Source organism: Nioella sp. MMSF_3534, from assembly GCF_030732985.1.
Taxonomy (GTDB): Bacteria; Pseudomonadota; Alphaproteobacteria; order Rhodobacterales; family Rhodobacteraceae; genus Nioella.
In genome coordinates this window covers 12,468-32,911 of the sequence record NZ_JASHJX010000043.1, presented here as the reverse complement: position 1 = coordinate 32,911, position 20,444 = coordinate 12,468, and the positions used below count along the sequence as shown (strand labels likewise).

Annotated in this window: 16 protein-coding genes and 1 tRNA gene; 15 read left to right on the top strand and 2 right to left on the bottom strand. The window is 62.1% G+C overall.

Translation table 11 applies throughout. The annotated features are described in order from the left end of the window. The first annotated feature begins 48 nt into the window (after positions 1-48). The 5 genes from RBB16_RS16470 to RBB16_RS16450 all read left to right on the top strand — a co-directional run bounded on the left by RBB16_RS16470 (position 49) and on the right by RBB16_RS16450 (position 9,211). On the top strand, positions 49-1,014 hold the full coding sequence (locus tag RBB16_RS16470) for a GAF domain-containing protein (protein ID WP_306047188.1): 966 nt from the start codon (positions 49-51) through the stop codon (positions 1,012-1,014). 122 nt (positions 1,015-1,136) lie between these two features. Beyond that, positions 1,137-2,657, top strand: a complete 1,521-nt coding sequence (locus tag RBB16_RS16465) for an aldehyde dehydrogenase family protein (RefSeq protein WP_306047187.1) — start codon at positions 1,137-1,139, stop codon at positions 2,655-2,657. Between the two features lie 211 nt (positions 2,658-2,868). Continuing rightward, positions 2,869-7,683 carry an ankyrin repeat domain-containing protein gene (locus RBB16_RS16460; RefSeq protein ID WP_306047186.1) on the top strand — a complete coding sequence of 1,605 codons (4,815 nt, stop codon included), beginning with the start codon at positions 2,869-2,871 and terminating at the stop codon, positions 7,681-7,683. Further along, positions 7,662-8,357, top strand: coding sequence for a hypothetical protein (locus tag RBB16_RS16455; protein WP_306047185.1), 696 nt, complete (start codon positions 7,662-7,664; stop codon positions 8,355-8,357). Before RBB16_RS16460 ends, RBB16_RS16455 begins: the two co-directional genes overlap by 22 nt. A gap of 131 nt (positions 8,358-8,488) precedes the next feature. After that, positions 8,489-9,211: a hypothetical protein gene (locus tag RBB16_RS16450; protein ID WP_306047184.1), complete on the top strand. Its 723-nt coding sequence runs from the start codon at positions 8,489-8,491 to the stop codon at positions 9,209-9,211. A gap of 173 nt (positions 9,212-9,384) precedes the next feature. On the opposite strand, the gene RBB16_RS16445 is transcribed toward RBB16_RS16450, so the two are convergent. Further along, positions 9,385-9,474 (bottom strand) — tRNA-Ser (locus tag RBB16_RS16445). A gap of 179 nt (positions 9,475-9,653) precedes the next feature. Between RBB16_RS16445 and RBB16_RS16440 the strand changes: the two genes are divergently transcribed. The 10 genes from RBB16_RS16440 (at position 9,654) to RBB16_RS16395 (ending at position 19,224) form a co-directional block, all read left to right on the top strand. Further along, complete coding sequence (locus tag RBB16_RS16440) at positions 9,654-10,493, top strand: hypothetical protein (RefSeq protein WP_306047183.1); 840 nt, start codon at positions 9,654-9,656, stop codon at positions 10,491-10,493. 75 nt (positions 10,494-10,568) lie between these two features. Then, positions 10,569-11,423 carry a hypothetical protein gene (locus RBB16_RS16435; protein WP_306047182.1) on the top strand — a complete coding sequence of 285 codons (855 nt, stop codon included), beginning with the start codon at positions 10,569-10,571 and terminating at the stop codon, positions 11,421-11,423. Between the two features lie 203 nt (positions 11,424-11,626). Beyond that, on the top strand, positions 11,627-12,274 hold the full coding sequence (locus RBB16_RS16430) for a 50S ribosomal protein L21 (RefSeq protein ID WP_071689868.1): 648 nt from the start codon (positions 11,627-11,629) through the stop codon (positions 12,272-12,274). A 12-nt stretch (positions 12,275-12,286) separates the two neighbouring features. After that, entirely contained in the window at positions 12,287-12,556 is a 270-nt protein-coding gene (gene rpmA / locus RBB16_RS16425) for a 50S ribosomal protein L27 (RefSeq protein ID WP_071689869.1), read from the top strand. A 162-nt stretch (positions 12,557-12,718) separates the two neighbouring features. Further along, a complete protein-coding gene (locus RBB16_RS16420; protein WP_306047181.1) occupies positions 12,719-13,258 on the top strand; it encodes a GNAT family N-acetyltransferase in 540 nt (179 codons plus the stop codon). An 84-nt stretch (positions 13,259-13,342) separates the two neighbouring features. Beyond that, positions 13,343-14,380: a GTPase ObgE gene (obgE, locus tag RBB16_RS16415; protein ID WP_071689871.1), complete on the top strand. Its 1,038-nt coding sequence runs from the start codon at positions 13,343-13,345 to the stop codon at positions 14,378-14,380. Next, complete coding sequence (proB, locus tag RBB16_RS16410; RefSeq protein WP_306047180.1) at positions 14,368-15,480, top strand: glutamate 5-kinase; 1,113 nt, start codon at positions 14,368-14,370, stop codon at positions 15,478-15,480. Before obgE ends, proB begins: the two co-directional genes overlap by 13 nt. A 12-nt stretch (positions 15,481-15,492) precedes the next feature. After that, complete coding sequence (locus RBB16_RS16405; RefSeq protein WP_306047195.1) at positions 15,493-16,797, top strand: glutamate-5-semialdehyde dehydrogenase; 1,305 nt, start codon at positions 15,493-15,495, stop codon at positions 16,795-16,797. Between the two features lie 116 nt (positions 16,798-16,913). Then, positions 16,914-18,110: an aminotransferase class I/II-fold pyridoxal phosphate-dependent enzyme gene (locus RBB16_RS16400; protein WP_306047179.1), complete on the top strand. Its 1,197-nt coding sequence runs from the start codon at positions 16,914-16,916 to the stop codon at positions 18,108-18,110. 70 nt (positions 18,111-18,180) lie between these two features. Next, entirely contained in the window at positions 18,181-19,224 is a 1,044-nt protein-coding gene (locus RBB16_RS16395; RefSeq protein WP_306047178.1) for a cell wall metabolism sensor histidine kinase WalK, read from the top strand. Here RBB16_RS16395 and arsB read toward each other — a convergent pair whose 3' ends face one another. Then, positions 19,225-20,232, bottom strand: coding sequence for an ACR3 family arsenite efflux transporter (arsB, locus tag RBB16_RS16390; RefSeq protein ID WP_071689881.1), 1,008 nt, complete (start codon positions 20,230-20,232; stop codon positions 19,225-19,227). Positions 20,233-20,444 lie beyond the last annotated feature (212 nt).

Below are 20,444 nucleotides of genomic sequence, written 5' to 3'. Positions count from 1 at the left end.
GTTCCCACCCGCAACGCTTTGCCCTAGGATGCCCCAGGGAGGAGCATCATGGCCAAGGCCGATCATCACATCACCCGCGTTGTCGAAACGGCAAGCGACCCGGGCGCGGCGGCGCGGTCGCGGCTGGCGGCCTCCTGGCGTCGGTCGCTCGATCATCATGGGCTCGACCCCGGCCAGCGCGACGGGGTGCAACGGATCACCGATACGGAGCTCGCGCAGCGGCGGGAAAAGGCCGAGGCGATGCGGCGCATCGCGACGCCCAAGCTCGATACGCTCTACCAGCTTGTCGGCAGTTCCGGCTGCGGTGTGCTGTTGACCGACGCGGAAGGAGTGGTGCTGGACCTTCGCGCAGCCGATGGCGACCAGTCGGTGTTCGATGCCTGGGGGCTGACGCCGGGATCGGACTGGTCAGAAGCCTCGGAAGGCACCAATGGCATCGGCACCTGCATCGCCGAAACCCGGCGTGTCATCATCCACCGGGACGAGCATTTCCACGCCCGCAACACCGGCATGAGCTGCATCGACGCGCCCATTTTCGGGCCGGAAGGGGAGTTGATCGGGGCGCTCGATGTCTCCTCCGCCCGCGCCGATCAGACCGAGGCGTTCAACCGGCTCATCGCCGCGCAGGTGGCGCAGACGGCGCGCCAGATCGAGGTGGACAGTTTCCGCGCTGCCTTCCCCAAGGCCAGGATTATCGTGGCCGATAATGATGACAGCGAGGCGGCGATGCTGCTGGCGGTGGACCGTGACGATATCGTGCTTGGGGCCACGCGCGGCGCGCGCAAGGCGTTCGGGCTTGGCGCATCGGGTCCGATCCGGTCAGTCCCCGCCTCGGATATCTTCGGGCGGGACGACGGACCTTCAGGGTTTGAAAAGGCAGAACGCGCCGCCGTGATTCGGGCCCTGTCGCGGGCCGGTGGCAATGTCTCTCAGGCCGCCCGCGCCCTCGGCGTGGGCCGTGCGACGCTTTATCGGCGGATGAAACGGCTCGGGATCGGGGAAAACACGGGCTGACCTGTCTCAGGAGTGAGACAGGTGCGAGACACCGGCTGCTGCCCTCCGGATGACAGTGCCCGGTCAGATTTGCAGATTTCTTCCATTCCCGGCGGAGGACCGGGACGATTGGAGGAACTCTCATGAATGAAATGACGCAAGTCTCGGGCGGCTACACCTCGCCCTTCAAAACCCGTTACGACAACTTCATTGGCGGCAAATTCGTCGCGCCCGTGAAGGGCCAGTATTTCGACAACATCACACCGATCACCGGCGCGAAGGTCTGCGAAGTGGCCCGCTCCACCGCCGAAGACGTGGAGCTTGCGCTGGACGCCGCCCATGCCGCGAAAGACGCCTGGGGCAAGACCTCGGCCACCGAACGCTCCAACCTGCTGCTGAAGATCGCCGACCGGATCGAGGAAAACCTCGACCTCATTGCCACCGCCGAAACCTGGGACAATGGCAAGCCGATCCGCGAAACCACGGCGGCGGACATCCCCCTGACCGTCGATCACTTCCGCTATTTCGCCGGGGTCCTGCGTAGTCAGGAAGGCAATATGAGCGAGATCGACAACGACACCGTGGCCTATCACTTCCACGAACCGCTCGGCGTCGTGGGCCAGATCATCCCGTGGAACTTCTCGGTCCTGATGGCCGCGTGGAAACTGGCGCCCGCGCTGGCCGCCGGCAACTGCATCGTGCTGAAACCCGCCGAACAGACCCCCGCCGCGATCATGGTGCTGGTAGAATGCATCGCCGACCTGCTGCCCGCCGGTGTTCTGAACATCGTGAACGGCTACGGCGCTGAGGTCGGCGCAGCTCTGGCCCGCAGCCCGCGCATCGCCAAGATCGCCTTCACCGGCTCGACCGAGACCGGCCGCAAGATCATGGAGGCCGCGACGGTCAACCTGATCCCGGTCACGCTGGAACTGGGCGGCAAGTCGCCCAACATCTTCTTTTCCGACGTGATGGCGGAAGATGACGCGTTTCTCGACAAGGCGGTGGAAGGCTTCGTCCTTTTCGCCTTCAACCAGGGCGAGGTCTGCACCTGCCCGAGCCGCGCACTGATCCAGGAAGACATCTACGAGGAATTCATCGCCCGCTGCATCGAACGCGTGAAAGCGATCAAGCAGGGCGACCCGCGTGAGATGGAGACCATGGTCGGCGCACAGGCAAGCCAGGAACAGCAGGACAAGATCCTGTCCTACCTGACCATCGGCGTCGAAGAAGGCGCGGAAGTGCTGACCGGCGGCGACGCGGCACGGTTCAACGGGGATCTGGCCGACGGCTTCTACATCCAGCCCACGATCCTCAAGGGCCATAACAAGATGCGCGTTTTCCAGGAGGAGATCTTTGGCCCGGTCGTGTCGGTGACCACCTTCAAGACCGAGGAAGAGGCGCTCGCAATCGCCAATGACACCATGTATGGGCTCGGCGCCGGGGTCTGGACCCGCGACGGCACCCGCGCCTACCGCTTCGGCCGCGATATCGAGGCGGGCCGTGTCTGGGTGAACAACTACCACGCTTATCCGGCCCACGCGGCCTTCGGCGGCTACAAGCAGTCGGGCATCGGGCGCGAGACCCACAAGATGATGCTGGACCATTACCAGCAGACCAAGAACATGCTGGTCAGCTACAACCCCAACAAGCTCGGCTTCTTCTGAACCTGCCTTGAGGGTTTGAAACCCTGCTGCCGACCGGCCCCCCCCTGGTCGGCAGTTTTCATTTGCGGACGCAGGGCGGATTTCCGGGGCCAAACGAACTGTGCCAGACGGTTGATGGGTGGACAGTCAGACCGCGTTTGCCTTGGTTGAAGCAAAATCGAAATGACCTTAACCTCTTTTCATTTAGAGAATACATGGGGATTCGGGTGTTGTGGCAATTTCACTGAGTTCGATTCTGCCCGGCATCCCCGCGGCGGCGGCATTGGTAGAAAGCTATAGTCCGGGACTGCGCAAGCGCGTCTTCGACCGCCTGATTTCCCGTCTTTTCGTTTGCTCAGGTGTTCCGGAAAATCACGTCGTCAAGCGTACATTCCGCCTTGCTTGGGTCGAAGCGACTCGCGATCTGCTCAAGCATGCGTTGAACGTGGCAGAAACCTATGGTGGAAACGAGTTCAATGCGGGCCTACCGGAATTTGCGCGGCTGCTGCGCGAGGAACTCGAGAACGAAGCGGACCGGGCGCTCGACGAAAGCAGGAAACGCGACCTCGGCGAAAGCCCGATCGACGCCCATTTGGAAGCCTTCATTTCATTGCTGGGCAAACACCTTGCAATAGGGCTCGACAGCAAAGAGCTTGACGATCTGGGTATCGGATTCACGTCGGTCATCTCTGATTTGACCGGAAGGCAGCCGGATCACATCCCCCAAATCGTCAAAACGCTTGCACGCGACGGATACCGCGTGGGCAAGGGCGCCTCTCGGGATTTCCCTGAGCGGGTGCTCGATATGCTTGCAAGCTTCATGCAGAATCCGGAAAAGTATCCCAAGTCCGGTCCGACCCTGCTTGCGGCACTGACGACATTCCAGAACGATGAGCTGAAAGAGCTGCTGGCAAACCAGCGCGAAGAGTTGGCCGAGCTGACCGGTGACTCGCAGCTTGCCAATACGCTTCAAAACGACCTGCCAGAAATGGAGAGGCGGCTAACCGAAATCCTCATCGAAATCCAAAAAGAAATCCAACGCATCAGGATTGGGCTGGCTCCCGAATTCGGCAAGCAGGCAGACCCGCTCTCGGACGGCACGTTTTCGCTCCGATCCGAGAACACCGTGGTCCTGGCCTGGTACGAGGATGGAGCCGAATGGTGGGAGAAGTGCGCAAACCACCTGCGATCGGCGCTCGATCGGATCGGGCCCGGATACGAGCTGGCCCCGCAGGCTTGGGACTTCAACAGGTTCGATCTGCGCACCCCGCAAGGTCGCAGCCATGCGCTGACCGGCATGTGGGCCGGGTTCAACCAGGCGACGGGCCCCAGTCACGCGGCGAGCCTCGTGCGGATCGGTACGTCCTTGTCAGAGCCCATCCCCTGTGGCGGTCAGTTCGAGGATCGACTGGACGATCAGGGCCTGCTTGCCGACGGGGATGCGGGCGGTCGGTTCTTCGTCGCCGACGGCATGGAGCGAAGGGATCGTCGCAGCGCGATCAGGTCCGGCCAAATCCCGATCACCTTGGAAACACGACTCATACTGGAAACATGGCTTGCCAAGCGACCGCTTCTGGTGCTGCACGGGACCGGGAACCACCCGCGTGAAACCGAGGTGGATACGCTTCTGGACTGGCTCAACGAGGTTGGAATCCAGGCATACGGACTGGAGCAGATCCAGCACGATGACGGTTGGGCCCTGCCATTCGTGCGAGACATCTTCGGTATCCCCGCGTCGCAGATACCCAACCCCTACCGGCGCCTCGATCACTACCTTCCCGAGAACGCGCAACAGTTCTTCGGGCGTGACAGGCAAACCGACGAGGCCCGTCGCTGGCTGCTGACACACCGTTCCATCCTGTCGATCAGCGGCCCGAGCGGGGTGGGCAAGTCATCGTTTCTCAACGCTCGGGTGGCTTCCCTGGCGTCCGAAGCTGGCTACGAGCATTTGATCTTTCGACCCACCGACCTGCCGGTCGGCCATGTCGAGGGCACACCGATCCGGGCCTTTTGCGAAATGCTGGCCGATCGGCTGGACCTCGGAAGAGTGGATCATCCGCTGATCGTGATTGCCGATGCCGAGCGCGCCCGCGCAGCGGCATTGGAGTGGATCGAGCGTTCCCTGCCTCAAGAGCGGCGTATATTTGTGGCGATTGATCAGTTCGAGGAAATCGTCGACAACATCGCCAACGATCTTGAGGCCGATTGGTGGCGCGCTCTGCTGTCGCTCTTGGCGGAACTTGCGGACAGCCGCGCCTTTCCATTGGCGATCACGTTGGAAGACAGCCGCCGGGCAATCTACGACACGCACATGGTTGGCACGGTCTATCACGGTGCCAGTGAAATCAGCCTGGCAGACGATGACGAAGACTTCGTCCGCGCGATCGTCACGGCCCCCTTCGCCGATGCGGGCTTCATTCTCCACGATGAGGTCGTGGAGCGGTTGTTGTCGGAGTTCCACACGCATCCCGAAGGCGAAAGCGACGCGGGCGGTGCGGGAGCATCGTCCTTGCCGCTGTTGGCGCTGAAGCTCTACAGCCTGTTCGATCACGTGTGCCGCACGCCGGAACTTGCTGCGAAATCAGCCAAGCGGGTTTTCGGCGAAGGCGGAGCCGCCATAACCTTGAACGATATTGAGCCCTTCCCGCTCAGCATAACCGAAGAAATCAAGAACCTGGCAGATCAGGCTTGGGCCGAGACGGACGGTGGCACGGAAGCCGACCTGGGCGCATTCCTGCGCCCCTTCATTTCGGTTGTCCCCGGCGAGGATGGTGGCGATGCACAGACCGGGCGGCTTGTACTCAACTCCGTGCCAGCACGACCGTTCTACATCACCGCCAACCGGCAGGCGGCGTTTCTGCAGCGCCGTCTTATCGTGCCAACCCCCGGCGGCTACCGTCTGACGCATCAGGCTGTCATTCACAGATGGCCCTTTGCAGCGGCCTGGTTTCGGAAGGAAGCGAAAAGCATCCTGCGTCAGGGCTTGCTGTTGCAACGTGCCGAAGAGTGGGACCGGAACGGACGGCCCGACATTCAGGCCGCTACGGAAGAGGACGTTGCACTGGCGGCCAGTTATCTTTCGCTTCGTGCCGTTGATTGGGCCGTGACGTCAGCGATCCTTGCCGACGAGGATCAGCGCGAACGCGATTTCGTGATGGCCGTGTTTGCAACCTCCGATGAGGCGGATCTTCCGGTCGAGAGCAGCGAAACAGGCAGCCGCTACATCCACATTGCCGCCAACTACGGCATGATAGATCAGCTACGTCGAATGCTCGACAAGGCACCCGACAGTGTCAATCTGCAGCGCGACGACAAACGGACGCCCCTCGCGAACGCCGCATGGAACTGTCATGAAACGGTGGCATTTCTGCTTGAGAGGAACGCCGACCCACACCTGCCGGACAATGCCGGTTTCACGTCGATAGATTCCGCAATCTGGGGCGGCAACGATGCCGTCTTCGGCCTGCTTCTTGGGAAGACTGATCCGCAAAAGGCTCCGGAACAACGGATGGACCCGCTCTATTCGGCCGCCCGCTGCGGTCGGCTCGACTATATCCTGAAGCTCGAGCAACACGGTTTCCGGCACGATGCGCCGTCTCTCCACAACCTCGACTCCCTGATGGGCGCGGCAATGGGCGGTGATGCGGCTGTTTTCGAGTATTGCCTTGAGCGTTGCGACGTGACGCGACGGTCGGATCAGGGTCTGACGGCCTTCGACTTCTCGGCGTCAAACGGCCACACGGGGCGGATGCTGTCGATCCTGCAACGTCCTTCCGGGGCCTCCTGCCTGGACAAGGGGCCCGATGGGGTCGGCCCTCTCATGCGAGCGGCAGGTGCCTTGCAACCAAGCGCCGTTGACTTCCTGCTCAAGGCCGGCGTCAACCCGAACGAGCAGTCCGAAGCAGAGGACTCCAAAGGTCGTGCGGCGCTGCATTTTGCCCTGGACTGGCTGGCAAGGCATGGCGGCCCGGCCCCGCGCTTCGTGGCAGACGAAACGCGCAATACGCTTCGAACCCTTCTGAAGAGCCCGAAGCTCGATGTCGGCCTTGCCGACGGGAAGGGCAAAACGGCATTTGAGATGGCCCGCCATCACGCGGGTATCCAGGCGTTGCTGGCGGAGCATCCCAACTTCGCGCCTGCCGCGATCCCGGCGGGAACGGACACACCGCTGCATTCGGCAATCAAGTCGTTCGCCAAGGCCAAAAGCGAAAAAGACGTGCAGGCCCAATCCGATCGCGCGGCTCTCATCAAAGAGATGTTGGCAGATGCGCGATACCTCGACATCCTGTTTCAGCCCGGGGCTGAACACAGTGTTCCGGTGATCGAACTGATCAAACTCGGTCTCGGCGACGACATCCTGGCCTTGATCGACGCAGGTAAGGTTGCCCCCTGGCCAAAAGCGCCCGGAGCCGCGATCCTTCCTGCGGCATGGCAATATCAGCACGCGGGCCTGATCAGGGCAGCCACAAACCCCTTGCCGGAAACTGTCAGCTTGGAACAGGCCACTAGCCTGGCCGCCGTCCTGAGCGACGTCAAAGCGCCCAATCTGATGAATGCCTTTGACCCGGAGTTTTCCGTCCTTTCGACCTGCATCGCCCGCTGCCCCGACCCCCTCAAAGCCCGGACCATTATCATGCTCCGCGCCGCACAGATGGGGAATCTTGCGTTGTTCGACCGCATGCTGGCCGAAGGCGCCGATCCCAAGGAGACGGACGATTGGGGACGCGACGTGATGGCGCGTGCAAGCGACTTCATCAGAGCCAACCGCGCAGACGCAGTTGCCGGTGCATCGGCCAAAGCTGCCAGCTCAGGTAAAGCGGCATCTCCTCCAGCGCCTACCCCCGACTACCGGAGCGTTCTGGCGGCGGGCGATCTGTCGAAGATCCGACAACTGTTAAAGTCCCTGCCAGAAGGCACGTTCCCGGACAATTGGGGACGGATGCCGGCCGATTTCGTTCCCGATACCCTGCAGGCTGCGGTACTCAAGCTTCAGAAGAATGGTGACAGCAAAGGAAAGGGCAGATCTTGGAGAATGTTCAGAAAGTGACACCAGCCCTGGATTTCTTTCATCCCCGATATTCGGGCTGGCAGGACTACGAGAATGGGGTTCCAGAAGCGCTGCGCATGGCGTTGCCACAGCTCGATTTCGGCGATGGATTGACCATAAAGGCGCAGACATTGTCGTTCTATCCGGATTGCGCGTTCCTCATGTTCAAGAATCCCAGTTGGGTGCCTTCGAATCTTTTCATCTACGCGCTGAGAAAGGGCGAGGATGTTGTTTGGCTCAATGGCACATCACCGGGTATTCATCAGTTCAACGGAGCAGGGAACATTGCACTAACGGACGAGAACGCTCTGGAGTACCTCCATTTCTTCTGTTTCTTCGTGCGCGGCAAGGAGGGACCGTTCTATGTGGTCAACTCTCTTGATGCGCCGTATTTGATCAGTCAACTTGGCGCCGGGGCAAATAACGACAAGAACCTGAGGGCGATGTTTGAGGCTCGCTATCAATCGCCTCGTGGTTTTGGAACGACACCGGACGGAAACCGGCGCTATTCTTTGCTGGTCATGTATTCCAACGCATTCTTCATTGCGGATTTCGAGTTGAAACCGAGCGGTATGGTAGAAATGCGAGATGACACGCCGATAATGTCCGATTTGCCCGCGAAGATCGACGCACCATTGACACCTTTGACGGGTTCAGGCGACGGATCGACGTGAGTCAGAGCTCCTCCGGGGGAAGGTTCGGAAATCCTTCGTTCGTTTTGTGGAATACGGGGGGCGGCTTTTTTTTGCGGCACGAAACATCGCAATCGTCTAGCTTCAAGCTTGGAAGAAGGCAGGAGAAGAATATGCGGCTAACAGACCCGCGCAACGGCAAGCAATTAACTATCGACATGGATTTGGCCCAACGATGGGCGAAAGAGTTTTCGGACCATTCGCAAAAGGAATGCGACCACGAAAGCCAAGAACTGCGGCATGGCACGAATAAGGGCGGGCACCCCGTCACACGAATGCAATGCTTGGATTGTGGGCTTCGTGTGGGCAACGCCTTGAAAGCGCCGCCAAACGCCGACGAACTGCCCGACTTCGATGATGCTATGCACGACGCCTACTTGGCTACGCGGAAAGCGGCTAGAGAAAAGATTGACCTAAAATACGTCGAAGTTCAGTTGCGGCGATGGAAGGCCAAGGAAAAGGGCGACAGCTACTACATCCAAGCCCACAACGCCTATCTTGCGTCGCCGGAATGGCGCGACCGACGCCAACGCGTGATGGAGCGGGCGAACGGGCTTTGCGAAGGGTGTAGACTATCGCCTGCGAAGGAAGTTCATCACCTAAGCTATGAGCATTGGGGCCATGAATTCCTGTTTGAACTTGTCGCGCTGTGCGGCGACTGCCACGATCGAATTCATGCCAAGGGCGACCATGAAGCCTTGGTGGCCGGTTGCAGCGGTTGCCTTCACGCTAGCCGGGGCCAATACTGCCGCCTCTACGACGTTCCCATGGACACAGCGTTAGAGGCAGACGAACTTTGCACGCTGGACCGCGATGGTTTTGAGCCTGCGAACTGACCCGCAGGCCGTCGCCGGGTGTGATACGCGATCACGTCTTCGTGAGCGAATGCGGGGCCGTTTGTCCGTCAAAATCCTGGGGCGCGGCGTGTGCGGGGAGTGGGTAGAGTATCAAGCGCCCGGAGCAACTGGCCTGTAACGCTTTGATTTGCAGAGGCAATCCTAGGGAATCATGGCGGAGAGACAGGGATTCGAACCCTGGGTGGACTTGCGCCCACAACGGTTTTCGAGACCGCCCCGTTCGACCACTCCGGCACCTCTCCGCGCTTTATCAGGGGTCGTGAGGCGGGGATTTAGACGGTCCTTTCCGGGCGTGCAAGGGGGGAAGTGACGGTTTCCCGCCGATCAAGCGGATTTGTCCGGGGCATGGCTGGAAATCCCGCGCGGTGCCCCCCATTGTCCTGCACAGGACCAATACGGGTTTCCAGCGAAAGGACCGTTCATGCTGCGTGCGATTTGCCTCTCTGTGTCTCTTGTCATCGGCGCGGGCCCGGCCCTGGCCCAGTCCGCACCCCCGTTGCGAGAGGACACGCTGGCCATGCTGGACGCGATCGGCATGGAACAGAGCATCAATATCATGGTGCAGGCAGGGGTGCGCGACGGGCGCGGGCTGGAGGATGACCTGTTCCCCGGGCGCGGTGGTGCGGCATGGGGCAGCGTTGTCGACAGGCTGTATGCCCCTGACACCTTGCGCGCGTATTTCTACGAGGGCTTTCCCGAAGACCGTCTCGCCGAGGATCGCGCGGCGGAGATCACGGCCTTTTTCTCCTCCGATCTTGGTGAACGGATTGTCGAAGGCGAACTGACCGCGTGGGAAGCCATCACCGATCAGGCCGTGGAAGATGCCGCGAACGAGGTCTATTTCCAGCACCTTGCCGAGGCGAATCCGCGGCTTGAACTGCTGGACCGCTTCACCGAGGTGAACGGGTTCGTGGACTTCAACGTGATGGGCGCGCTGAACGCCAATTTCGCCTTTCTGCGCGGCATGTCCGATGGCGGTGCCTATGAACGCCCGATCCCCGAGGACATGATCCTGACCCAGGTCTGGCAATCGGAACCCGATATCCGCGAGGACACGATCCTGTGGCTCTATTCCTTCCAGTTGATGGCCTATGCCGACCTGACGGATGAGGAGCTGGAAGCCTATATCGCGTTCTCGGAATCCGATGCCGGGCAGCTCTACAACTCGACCGTTTTCGCGGGCTATGACGCGGTGTTTTCCGAGATGAGCTATCGTCTGGGGAATGCCGCAGCGCTGTTCATGACGGGCGAGCCGACCTGACAGGTGGTCTTGGGGCCCGCTTTGCTTTAGGATTTGGTCTATTCTCGACGGATCGGATTTCTAAAGGAGGTTGGTATGTTTGCCCGGATTTCACTCTGCGCATTGCTGTGCCTGTCCGTGCCTGCGGCCGCGCAGGATCAAGGCCCTGACGCCGAACTGGTCGATGCCTTGTTCGACGCGGCCGGGTTCCAAGCGAACCTCGCCAGTCTTCGAGGGGCCGCATTGTCGGAATGGCAGGGCACCGGGGGCGGTCTCTATCCGGAGGCGATCCCTGCGGCCTGGACAGACGCCATGGAGGCAGCCACCGATCCGGCGCAGATCGCCGCCGATTTCCGGCGCGGCTTTGTGACCGTGCCGTTTTCGCCCGAGGATATGGAGACAGCGATTGCGGCGCTGCAAACACCGTTCGGACAACGCCTGACCGAGATCGGCCAGACGATCTCGACCCGCCTGGCCGAAGCCGAGAACCTGCAAGGGGCGTTCGCCGGGGCAGAGCTGACCAATGATCCGCGGGTCATCGCCGCAGACAGGGTTCTGGACCTGCGGGGCTCGATCGAGACGCATTTCACCTTTCTGCGGGCGTCAGAGCAGGCCTATTACCTGGGCCTGAACGATGCCCCCCTGAATCAGACCGAACTTCCGGCGTCGGTTTCGGCCGATCTGAACGCCTACATGGCCGACTGGGAAACCTATTTTGACGATATCCAAGACGATGTGACCCTATCCTATCGGCAGATGTTCTTTCTGGTGACAGATGGCTTTACAAGCGATGAAGTGGATGAATGGGTGACGCGGGCCGAACAGCCCTGGGCGCAGGCGTTCGAGGACGCATTTCAGGCCGGATATCGTGAAGCCTACAGGCAGAGCATGTACCGTCTGGGGCAGGCGGTTGCCGCCGGTCATGCGCCAGCGGAGGATGACGGCGGATAAGCTGCAAATTCGGCCTTTGTCGCTTGACTTCACCCGCAGCCTCAGGCATCAGCAGGCCTCATTCGCCGCCCATGACGACTCGGGCGGCGCTTGCTATTTACAACCGATGTCCCGAAGCGGGGCACGCTGTCCGAGGCGCGACACCGGTCGCAGGAACACCCGAAGCGGGGGCCACAGGGCGCGGGAGAAAAAGGAAGATGCCTATGTTTGCGGTCCTCAAGACCGGTGGCAAGCAGTACAAGGTTCAGTCCGGTGACGTTCTGCGCGTCGAGAAACTGGCTGCCGATGCTGGCGAAACCATCCAATTCAACGACGTTCTCATGCTCGGTGGCGAAAACACCGTTCTGGGCGCGCCGACCGTTGCCGGTGCTGCCGTTCAGGCCACCGTTATCGACCAGATCAAGGGCGAAAAGCTCATCCACTTCGTCAAGCGTCGCCGTAAGCACAGCTCGAAGCGGACCAAGGGCCACCGCCAGAAGCTGACCCTCGTGCGGATCACCGACATTCTCGCCTCTGGCGCGGATGCAACCGGTGTGAAAGCAGCCGTGGGCGCAGGCTCGGTCTCGACCGCAGCAGACGCAGCCCCCGCCGCCAAGCCCGCCAAGAAAGCCGCCAAGGCCGAAGCCGCCCCCGCAGCAGCCGCTGCAACCGGCGCCGACGACCTCAAGCAGCTGTCCGGTGTCGGCCCCGCGCTGGAAAAGAAACTGCACGAAGCTGGCGTGACCACCTTCGCTCAGATCGCCGCGTGGAATGCTGACGACATCGCAGCCATGGACGAAAAACTGTCGTTCAAGGGCCGCATCGAACGCGAAGGCTGGGTCGCTCAGGCTCAAGCCAAAATCGCAGAATAAGGAGAGACACCCATGGCACATAAAAAAGCAGGCGGTAGCTCCCGTAACGGTCGCGACTCTGCCGGTCGCCGTCTCGGCATCAAGAAGTTCGGTGGCGAAGCCGTCATTCCGGGCAACATCATCGCGCGCCAGCGTGGCACCAAGTGGTGGCCGGGCGAGGGCGTCGGCATGGGCAAGGATCACACCATCTTTGCAACCGTCGACGGCGCCGTGAAGTTCCACAAGGGACTGAAGGGCCGCACCTTTATCTCCGTACTGCCGGAGGCGGAAGCCGCCGAGTAACGCCGGACCTTTTGCAAGACTTAAAGGGGGATCGGCATCAGGGCCGGTCCCCCTTTCACTTTTCGGGGCCATGGCCTTGAGGTGCCCGACCGAAGGCCCCAAGTGAAAGGGGCAGGTGGCGGGCCCGACCCCGAAAAGACCACTGTTCTGAGGAGGAGCAGAATGAAACAGGAGACGATCGTTCAACAGACCGCCGTCGATACCCCGCGCTTCGTGCTGCGGCCCTTGCGGACCTCGGATGCCGGGCTGTTAAACATGTACGCGTCCGATCGCCGGGTGGCCGAGCAGACCACTTCGATCCCGCACCCGCTGCCACCGGGCGCGGCCGAGGCGCTGGTCGCCAAGGCGCAACGCGAGGACCGGCGTGAACATGTCTGGGCCATGGATGCCACCGAACAGGGCGGGTCCGAACTGATGGGCGTGATTTCCCTTCAGCAGATGGATCGGAACCAGTCCGAAATCAGCTATTGGGTCGCGCCGACGATGTGGAACACCGGCCTGGCCTCCGAGGCTGTGAAGGCATTGGTCGGGGCCAACCCGCTGATGAGCGACACGATCTTCGCCAGCGTGTTCCAGGACAATCCGGGCTCTGCCCGCGTTCTGACCAATGCCAAGTTCAGCTATCTGGGCGATGCCGAGGCGTTTTCCGTCGCGCGCAATGCCAAGGTGCCAACCTGGACCTATTTGCGCAAACTCAGCTGAGGGCGCGTGCCGGGGCTTGAGCCCCGGCCCGGTTCCCTCTAATCCCTCTGACCATGCGGGACGACCCCGCGGGGAACCGACATCATGAAATTCCTCGATCTAGCCAAGGTTTACATCCGCTCGGGCGCGGGCGGAAACGGCTGCGTGTCCTTCCGGCGCGAAAAATTCATCGAATATGGCGGCCCGGATGGCGGCGATGGCGGTCGTGGCGGCGATGTCGTGGTGGAAACCGTCGACGGGCTAAACACGCTTATCGACTTCCGCTACCAGCAGCATTTCTTTGCCAAGAACGGCCAGCCCGGCATGGGCAACCAGCGCACTGGCAAGGATGGCGACGATATCATCCTGCGGGTTCCCGTCGGCACCGAGGTGCTGGAGGAGGATGAGGAGACCGTTATCGCGGACCTCACTGAACTGGGTCAGCGCGTGGTGCTGGCACGTGGCGGCAATGGCGGTTTCGGCAACCTGCATTTCAAAAGCTCCACCAACCAGGCGCCGCGCCGCGCCAATTCCGGCCAGCCTGCGATTGAACGCACCATCTGGCTGCGGCTGAAGCTGATCGCGGATGTGGGCCTCTTGGGTTTGCCAAATGCGGGCAAGTCCACCTTCCTCGCCGCGACATCCAACGCCCGGCCCAAGATCGCGGATTATCCCTTTACCACCCTGCATCCCAATCTGGGCGTTGTCGGCGTGGACGGGGTGGAATTCGTGGTCGCTGATATTCCCGGCCTCATCGAAGGCGCGCATGAGGGCAGGGGGTTGGGTGATCTCTTCCTTGGCCATGTGGAACGCTGCGCGGTGCTGCTGCATCTGGTCGATGGCACTGCGGAGGATGTGGTCGAGGACTACCAGACGATCATTCACGAGGTCGAACAATACGGGGCGGGTCTGGCCGACAAGCCACGCATCACCGTTCTGAACAAGATCGACGCGCTGGATGAAGAAGAACTGGCCGAGAAGAAAGCCGCGCTGGAGGCTGCTGCCGGTCCCGTCATGACCATGTCGGGCGTCGCCCAGATGGGTGTGACCGATGTGCTGCGTGCCCTGCGCAGCAAGATCGACGCAGGCCGCCTGCGCGAGAAAAAAGGTGCACAGGAGGCACCCGCGAAATGGGAGCCGTAAGCCTGTCGGACGCGCGGCGTCTGGTGGTCAAGATCGGTTCGGCCCTGCTGGTCGACAAGGACACCGGCGCGTTGCGCACGGACTGGCTGCATTCGCTGGCCGCCGACGTGGCAACGATCAAGGCGCGGGGTGTCGATGTGGTTCTGGTCTCCTCCGGCTCCATCGCGCTAGGCCGGTCTGTCCTTGGTCTGGGGCGGGGGGTTTTGGCGCTGGAACAGGCACAGGCTGCGGCTGCCGTCGGTCAGATCCGGCTTGCCCGCGCCTATGAAGAGGCAATGGCCCCCCACGGCATTTCCACCGCACAGATCCTCGTCACGCTGGAAGACAGCGCCGACCGCCGCCGCTACCTGAATACCCGCAACACGATGGCCACGCTGCTTGGCCTTGGCGTGCTGCCCATTGTGAATGAGAACGACACCATCGCCACCGACGAAATCCGCTATGGCGACAATGACCGGCTGGCTGCGAATATGGCCGCGATGGTGGGGGCCGATCAGCTGGTGCTGCTGTCCGATGTGGACGGGTTTTACTCCGGCAATCCCAAGGATGACCCGAACGCCACGCGCTATGACGTGATTGCCCAGATCACGCCCGAGATCGAGGCAATGGCAGGCGATGCCGGTTCGGGGCTGTCCAAGGGCGGTATGAAGACGAAACTGATGGCCGCGCGCACCGCTACGGCGGCTGGCTGCGCCATGGCGATCACGGAAGGATCGGTTCTCAACCCCTTGTCTGCGTTGAATAAAGGCGCAAACGCAACCTGGTTCACGGCAACACAGGATCCGCAGACCGCGCGCAAGCACTGGATTGCGGCGATGAAGGCCAGGGGCTCTGTCCGCGTGGATGCCGGAGCGGTCGCGGCGCTTGGCCGGGGGAAATCGCTGCTGCCTGCCGGAGTGACGAAGGTCTCGGGCCAGTTCCTGCGTGGCGATCCCGTGGCCGTGGAAGGCCCCGACGGGGCGCGACTCGGGCTTGGCCTTATCCGCTACACATCCGAAGAAGCGACCGCCATTGCCGGACACCGGTCGGATGAGATCGAGCCAATTCTGGGCTATCCGGGCCGTGCGGCGCTTATCCATCGCGACGATATGGCGCTGTAACGCCACTTCCTGATAAACGCATTCTTAACCAACCCCTCAACGGAGGCTGACATGACCGACCAGTCCAACATCCCCGCCCTCATGGTCGAGATGGGTGCCCGCGCGAAAGCGGCGGCTGCGGAGTTGGCCTTCGCCCCAGCCGAGCAGAAATCGCAGGCCCTGACCGCAGCGGCGGATGCCGTGTGGGCGCGGCGGGCGGAGATCATTTCCGCCAATGAGAAGGACATGGCGTTTGGCCGCGACAAGGGCCTTTCGGCGGCCATGCTGGATCGGTTGATGCTGGACGAGGCGCGGATCGAGGGGATCGTTAACGGCCTGCGCGCGGTCGCTGCGCAAACCGACCCCGTGGGTGCCGTGATCTCGGAATGGGACATGCCCTCGGGCCTGCATATCCAACGCGTGCGTACGCCGCTCGGCGTCATCGGTGTGATCTACGAAAGCCGCCCCAATGTGACGGCGGATGCGGGCGCGCTGTGCCTCAAGTCGGGCAATGCGGTGATCCTGAGGGGTGGGTCAGAGAGCTTCCACAGCTCCGGCCTGCTGACCGATTGCCTGAAGGACGGGCTGCGCGCGGCGGGTCTGCCCGAGGATGCGGTGCAACTGGTGCCGACGCGGGACCGGGCCGCCGTCAAGGAACTGCTGACCATGACCGATACGGTCGACGTGATCGTGCCGCGCGGCGGCAAGGGGCTGGTAGGGCTTGTCCAGCGCGAGGCGCGGGTGCCTGTCTTCGCCCATCTGGAGGGCATTTGCCACGTCTATATCGACAAGGACGCCGACCCGGTGAAGGCGCTTGATGTGGTGCTGAATGCCAAGACAAGGCGCACCGGCATCTGCGGCGCTGCGGAATGCCTGCTGATCCATCGTGACGTGCTGGACACGATCGGGCAGGGCGTGGTGCGCGCGCTTGTGAACGCCGGTGTCGAGGTGCGCGGGGATGAAACCCTTCAATCCATCGAAGGCGTGACGGCGGCGAGCGATGAGGATTACGGCAAGGAATTCCTCGACATGATCATCGCGGCGAAGGTGGTGGACGACATCGACGCGGCGATTGACCATATCCGGCGCTACGGATCGAGCCATACGGAAAGCATCCTGACCGAGGATGACGAGGCGGCCGCCCGCTTCTTCCAGCGGCTCGACAGCGCGATCCTGATGCGCAATGCCTCGACTCAATTCGCCGATGGCGGCGAGTTCGGCATGGGCGGTGAGATCGGGATTGCCACCGGCAAGATGCATGCGCGCGGGCCAGTCGGGGCAGAGCAGCTGACCTCGTTCAAATACCTGGTCACCGGGGATGGCACGACGCGCCCGTAAGGGTTGCTGACCTACTTTCGCACAAACTCGTCAAGCCCGACCAATGTGTCGGGCTTGACGTTTCCTGCGGAGTGAATTTAGGTCAGTCTTGCTTCCAGACCATGAAAGGCCAGCCCATGACCGACGGATCCAACCTGCCCAAAACGCTCGTGCGCCGCATGCCACTGGAACCCGGCGTCAGCCGCCCTGTGGTGACGCCGATCCAACCCTCCGTCGTCTATTCCTCGGAAAGCCCCGACCAGTTGGAGGGCCAGTACGAGGGCAAGGAACATGGCTATACCTATAGCCGAGAGGGCCATCCGAATGCCGATCTGCTGGCTGCAAAGATCGACATGCTGGAAGGCGGGCAGGGGGGCATCATCTGCGCCTCTGGCATGGCTGCCGTTGGCACCGCGCTGATGGGGCTGCTCGGCCAGGGCGACCATGTGATCGGGGGCGATCAGCTTTATGGCCGGTCGCTTCGCATGATGACGCAGGACCTGCCGCGCTTCGGTATCGCCACGACGCTGGTCGATACCGGCGATGTGGAGGCCGTCACTGCCGCGATCCGGCCTGAAACCAAGATGATCCTTGTCGAGGTCATGGCCAATCCCACGCTTGCCATCGCGGATATGGAGGGCATCGCCGCGCTCTGCCGCGACAAGGGCATCCTGCTGGCGGTCGACAACACGTTTACAACGCCGACGGCCTACCGGCCCTATGATCACGGCGCCGATATCGTCATCCATTCGGTGACCAAGCTGCTGGCCGGTCACGCGGATGTGACGCTTGGCTATGTGTCCGCGAAAGACCCGGAACTGACGGAAAAGATGAAGGTTTTCTGGATCACCATGGGCGCGACGCCGAGCCCGCATGATTGCTGGCTGGCCGAACGCGGGATCTACACCTTCGACCTGCGTTACGAGAAATCGCAGGAGAATGCCGCGCTGCTGGCCGATTACCTGTCCAGCCTGCCGGGTGTGAAACGCGTCGTATATCCGGGCCGGGCCGATCACCCCGACCACGCCCGCGCCGCGCATCTGCTGCGGGGCCAGTTCGGCAACATGGTCAGCTTCGAGATCGAGGGCGGGCGCGCTGCCGCCAATGCCATGATCCGGGCCATGCCCGACATGGCCTTTGCGCCCACGCTCGGCGATGTGGGCACCACGGTCAGCCATTCGGCGACGTCATCCCACCGGCTGGTGCCTGTCGCGGAGCGCGAAGCCATCGGCATCACGGAAGGCTTTTTCCGGGTGTCCGTCGGGATCGAGGATATCGAGATTCTGAAAGCCGATTTCGCGGCGGGATGTGCGGCGGCGGCCGCAGCAGGCTGACACCGCGCCTGTTGTCGAATCGGGTCGGCAAGCGCTAGGCGGGCCTTGATTCCTTCGGAAGGTTCTCAACATGGCCCGAAACACGCTGTCCGCAGCCCTGAACGCCGTGCCCGACCCGATGCTGTTCATCGGCTCCGGCGGCATGATCGAGCTGAGCAATCCGGCTGGCGAAGCGCTGTTCGGCGCGTGGATCAGGGGGCGCAGCTATGTCACCGCCCTGCGCCAGCCCGCCTTGCTTGGGGAAATCGACCTCGTTCTGCGCGGCAACCGCCCGTCGGAGACCCGCTACATCAAGTCCGACCAGACCGGGGAAACCCAGTTTCGGGTGATGATCTCTCCGATTGCGGAAACGGATGCGGGACAGGCCGGGGTGATTTTGCATTTCACCGATATCACCCATCTGCGCGAGGCCGAAGAGATGCGCCGCGATTTCGTGGCCAATGTAAGCCATGAACTCCGCTCGCCCCTGACGGCCGTTCTGGGATTCGTCGAAACCCTGCGCGGCCCGGCCCGAGATGACGCCGAGGCCCGTGACCGGTTCCTTGAGATCATGGAGCAGCAGGCCCTGAGGATGAACCGTCTGGTGGGGGATTTGCTGTCTCTGTCTCGGGTTGAGGCGGAGGAACGGGTGCGCCCTTCGGATGAGGTGGACCTGCGCGATGTGATCTCGGGCGTGCTGACCACGCTGCGCCCGCAGGCCGAGGATCAGGGCAGCGCGTTGGAGCTGGTGTCCGAGCCGGGTGACTACCGAATCCGGGGCGACCGGGACCAGCTTACGCAGGTTTTCACCAACCTTGCCGAGAACGCCCTGAAATACGGGGGCAAGGGGAGACCGGTTACGGTACGGATGGAAACCGGCGAGGGCAGGGGGTCCATGCGCGGGCCGGTGGTGCGCGCCGAGGTGATCGACCGGGGCGATGGAATCGACCCGCTGCACCTGCCGCGCCTGACGGAACGGTTCTACCGCATCGATTCACACCGAAGCCGGGAAATGGGCGGCACCGGACTGGGGCTGGCTATCGTCAAGCATATCGTGAACCGCCATCGCGGGCGGCTGCGCATCAGTTCTGACAAGGGCGTGGGCAGTACATTTACCGTGGTGCTGCCCCGGTAGTCATCCGAACCGGTTGCGCGTTCGGTTCGCGAAGGCAACCAGCGACAGCATCACCGGCACCTCGACCAGCACGCCCACCACCGTGGCCAGCGCCGCGCCCGATTGCAGGCCGAAGAGGCTGATGGCCACCGCCACGGCCAGTTCGAAGAAATTCGACGTGCCGATCATGGCGCAGGGGGCGGCGACGCGGTGCGGGACTTTCATGACATATGCCGCGCCATAGGCCAGCGCAAAGATGCCATAGCTTTGCAACAGGATCGGCACCGCGATCAGGGCGATGATCAGGGGCCGGTCCAGGATCGTCTGTCCCTGAAGCGCGAAGAGAATGACGACGGTCACGATCAGCCCCAGAACCGACCAGGGCTTCACCTGTTCCTTGAAAAGCTCAATGGCCGCAGGGGACCCAAGCCGCGCGCGGGTGATCAGCCCGGCGACCAGCGGCAGCACCACATAGAGCACCACCGATAAAAGCAGCGTCTGCCACGGCACGGCAATGTCGGTGACCCCAAGCAGGAAGGCCACGATCGGGGCGAAGGCGAAGACCATGATCACGTCATTCACGCTGACCTGCACCAGCGTGTAGGTCTCATCGCCCTTGGTCAGTTGCGACCAGACGAAGACCATGGCCGTACAGGGCGCGGCGCCAAGCAGGATGAGGCCCGCGATGTACTGGCTGGCATCCTCGGGGCTGATCCAGGGGGCGAAGATGGTCTCGAAGAACAGAACGGCAAGGGCCGCCATGGTGAAGGGTTTGATCAGCCAGTTGACCGCAAGGGTGATGATCAGCCCCGTGGGCTGGCGCGCGACGCCTTTCAGCGAGGATGGATCGACGCCCACCATCATCGGATAGACCATCGCCCAGATCAGCACCGCAACCACGAGGTTGACCGAGGCAACCTCTGCCACCGAGACCGCAAAGACCAGCGATGGCGCGACAAGCCCCAGAAAGATGCCGCCAACCATGGCCAAAGCGACCCAGACGGTCAGATAGCGTTCGAAATTACCCATTGGACTGCCCTTCCGCTCGTGTTGCGGGCGGTTCTGACGATGATGGCGGTGCTTTGCAAGAGAATCGATTCTGCCCCCTGGCTGCAATCACGCGGGGCAGGGTGGCCCAGGGGTCCGTCCGCTTCGAAAAAACCGGGCGGCAATGACTTTAACAGCAGTCTTTTTTGCGGCCCGGAAGGGCAAGGCATTGAGTTTATTCATTTATGCCCACC

Excerpts from the sequence above, each read along its gene's own strand:
- RBB16_RS16470 (WP_306047188.1), top strand. The coding sequence starts at position 49 with ATGGCCAAGGCCGATCATCACATCACCCGCGTTGTCGAAACGGCAAGC.
- RBB16_RS16465 (WP_306047187.1), top strand. The coding sequence starts at position 1,137 with ATGAATGAAATGACGCAAGTCTCGGGCGGCTACACCTCGCCCTTCAAA.
- RBB16_RS16450 (WP_306047184.1), top strand. The coding sequence starts at position 8,489 with ATGCGGCTAACAGACCCGCGCAACGGCAAGCAATTAACTATCGACATG.
- RBB16_RS16440 (WP_306047183.1), top strand. The coding sequence starts at position 9,654 with ATGCTGCGTGCGATTTGCCTCTCTGTGTCTCTTGTCATCGGCGCGGGC.
- RBB16_RS16435 (WP_306047182.1), top strand. The coding sequence starts at position 10,569 with ATGTTTGCCCGGATTTCACTCTGCGCATTGCTGTGCCTGTCCGTGCCT.
- RBB16_RS16430 (WP_071689868.1), top strand. The coding sequence starts at position 11,627 with ATGTTTGCGGTCCTCAAGACCGGTGGCAAGCAGTACAAGGTTCAGTCC.
- rpmA (WP_071689869.1), top strand. The coding sequence starts at position 12,287 with ATGGCACATAAAAAAGCAGGCGGTAGCTCCCGTAACGGTCGCGACTCT.
- RBB16_RS16420 (WP_306047181.1), top strand. The coding sequence starts at position 12,719 with ATGAAACAGGAGACGATCGTTCAACAGACCGCCGTCGATACCCCGCGC.
- obgE (WP_071689871.1), top strand. The coding sequence starts at position 13,343 with ATGAAATTCCTCGATCTAGCCAAGGTTTACATCCGCTCGGGCGCGGGC.
- proB (WP_306047180.1), top strand. The coding sequence starts at position 14,368 with ATGGGAGCCGTAAGCCTGTCGGACGCGCGGCGTCTGGTGGTCAAGATC.
- RBB16_RS16400 (WP_306047179.1), top strand. The coding sequence starts at position 16,914 with ATGACCGACGGATCCAACCTGCCCAAAACGCTCGTGCGCCGCATGCCA.
- RBB16_RS16395 (WP_306047178.1), top strand. The coding sequence starts at position 18,181 with ATGGCCCGAAACACGCTGTCCGCAGCCCTGAACGCCGTGCCCGACCCG.
- arsB (WP_071689881.1), bottom strand. The coding sequence starts at position 20,232 with ATGGGTAATTTCGAACGCTATCTGACCGTCTGGGTCGCTTTGGCCATG.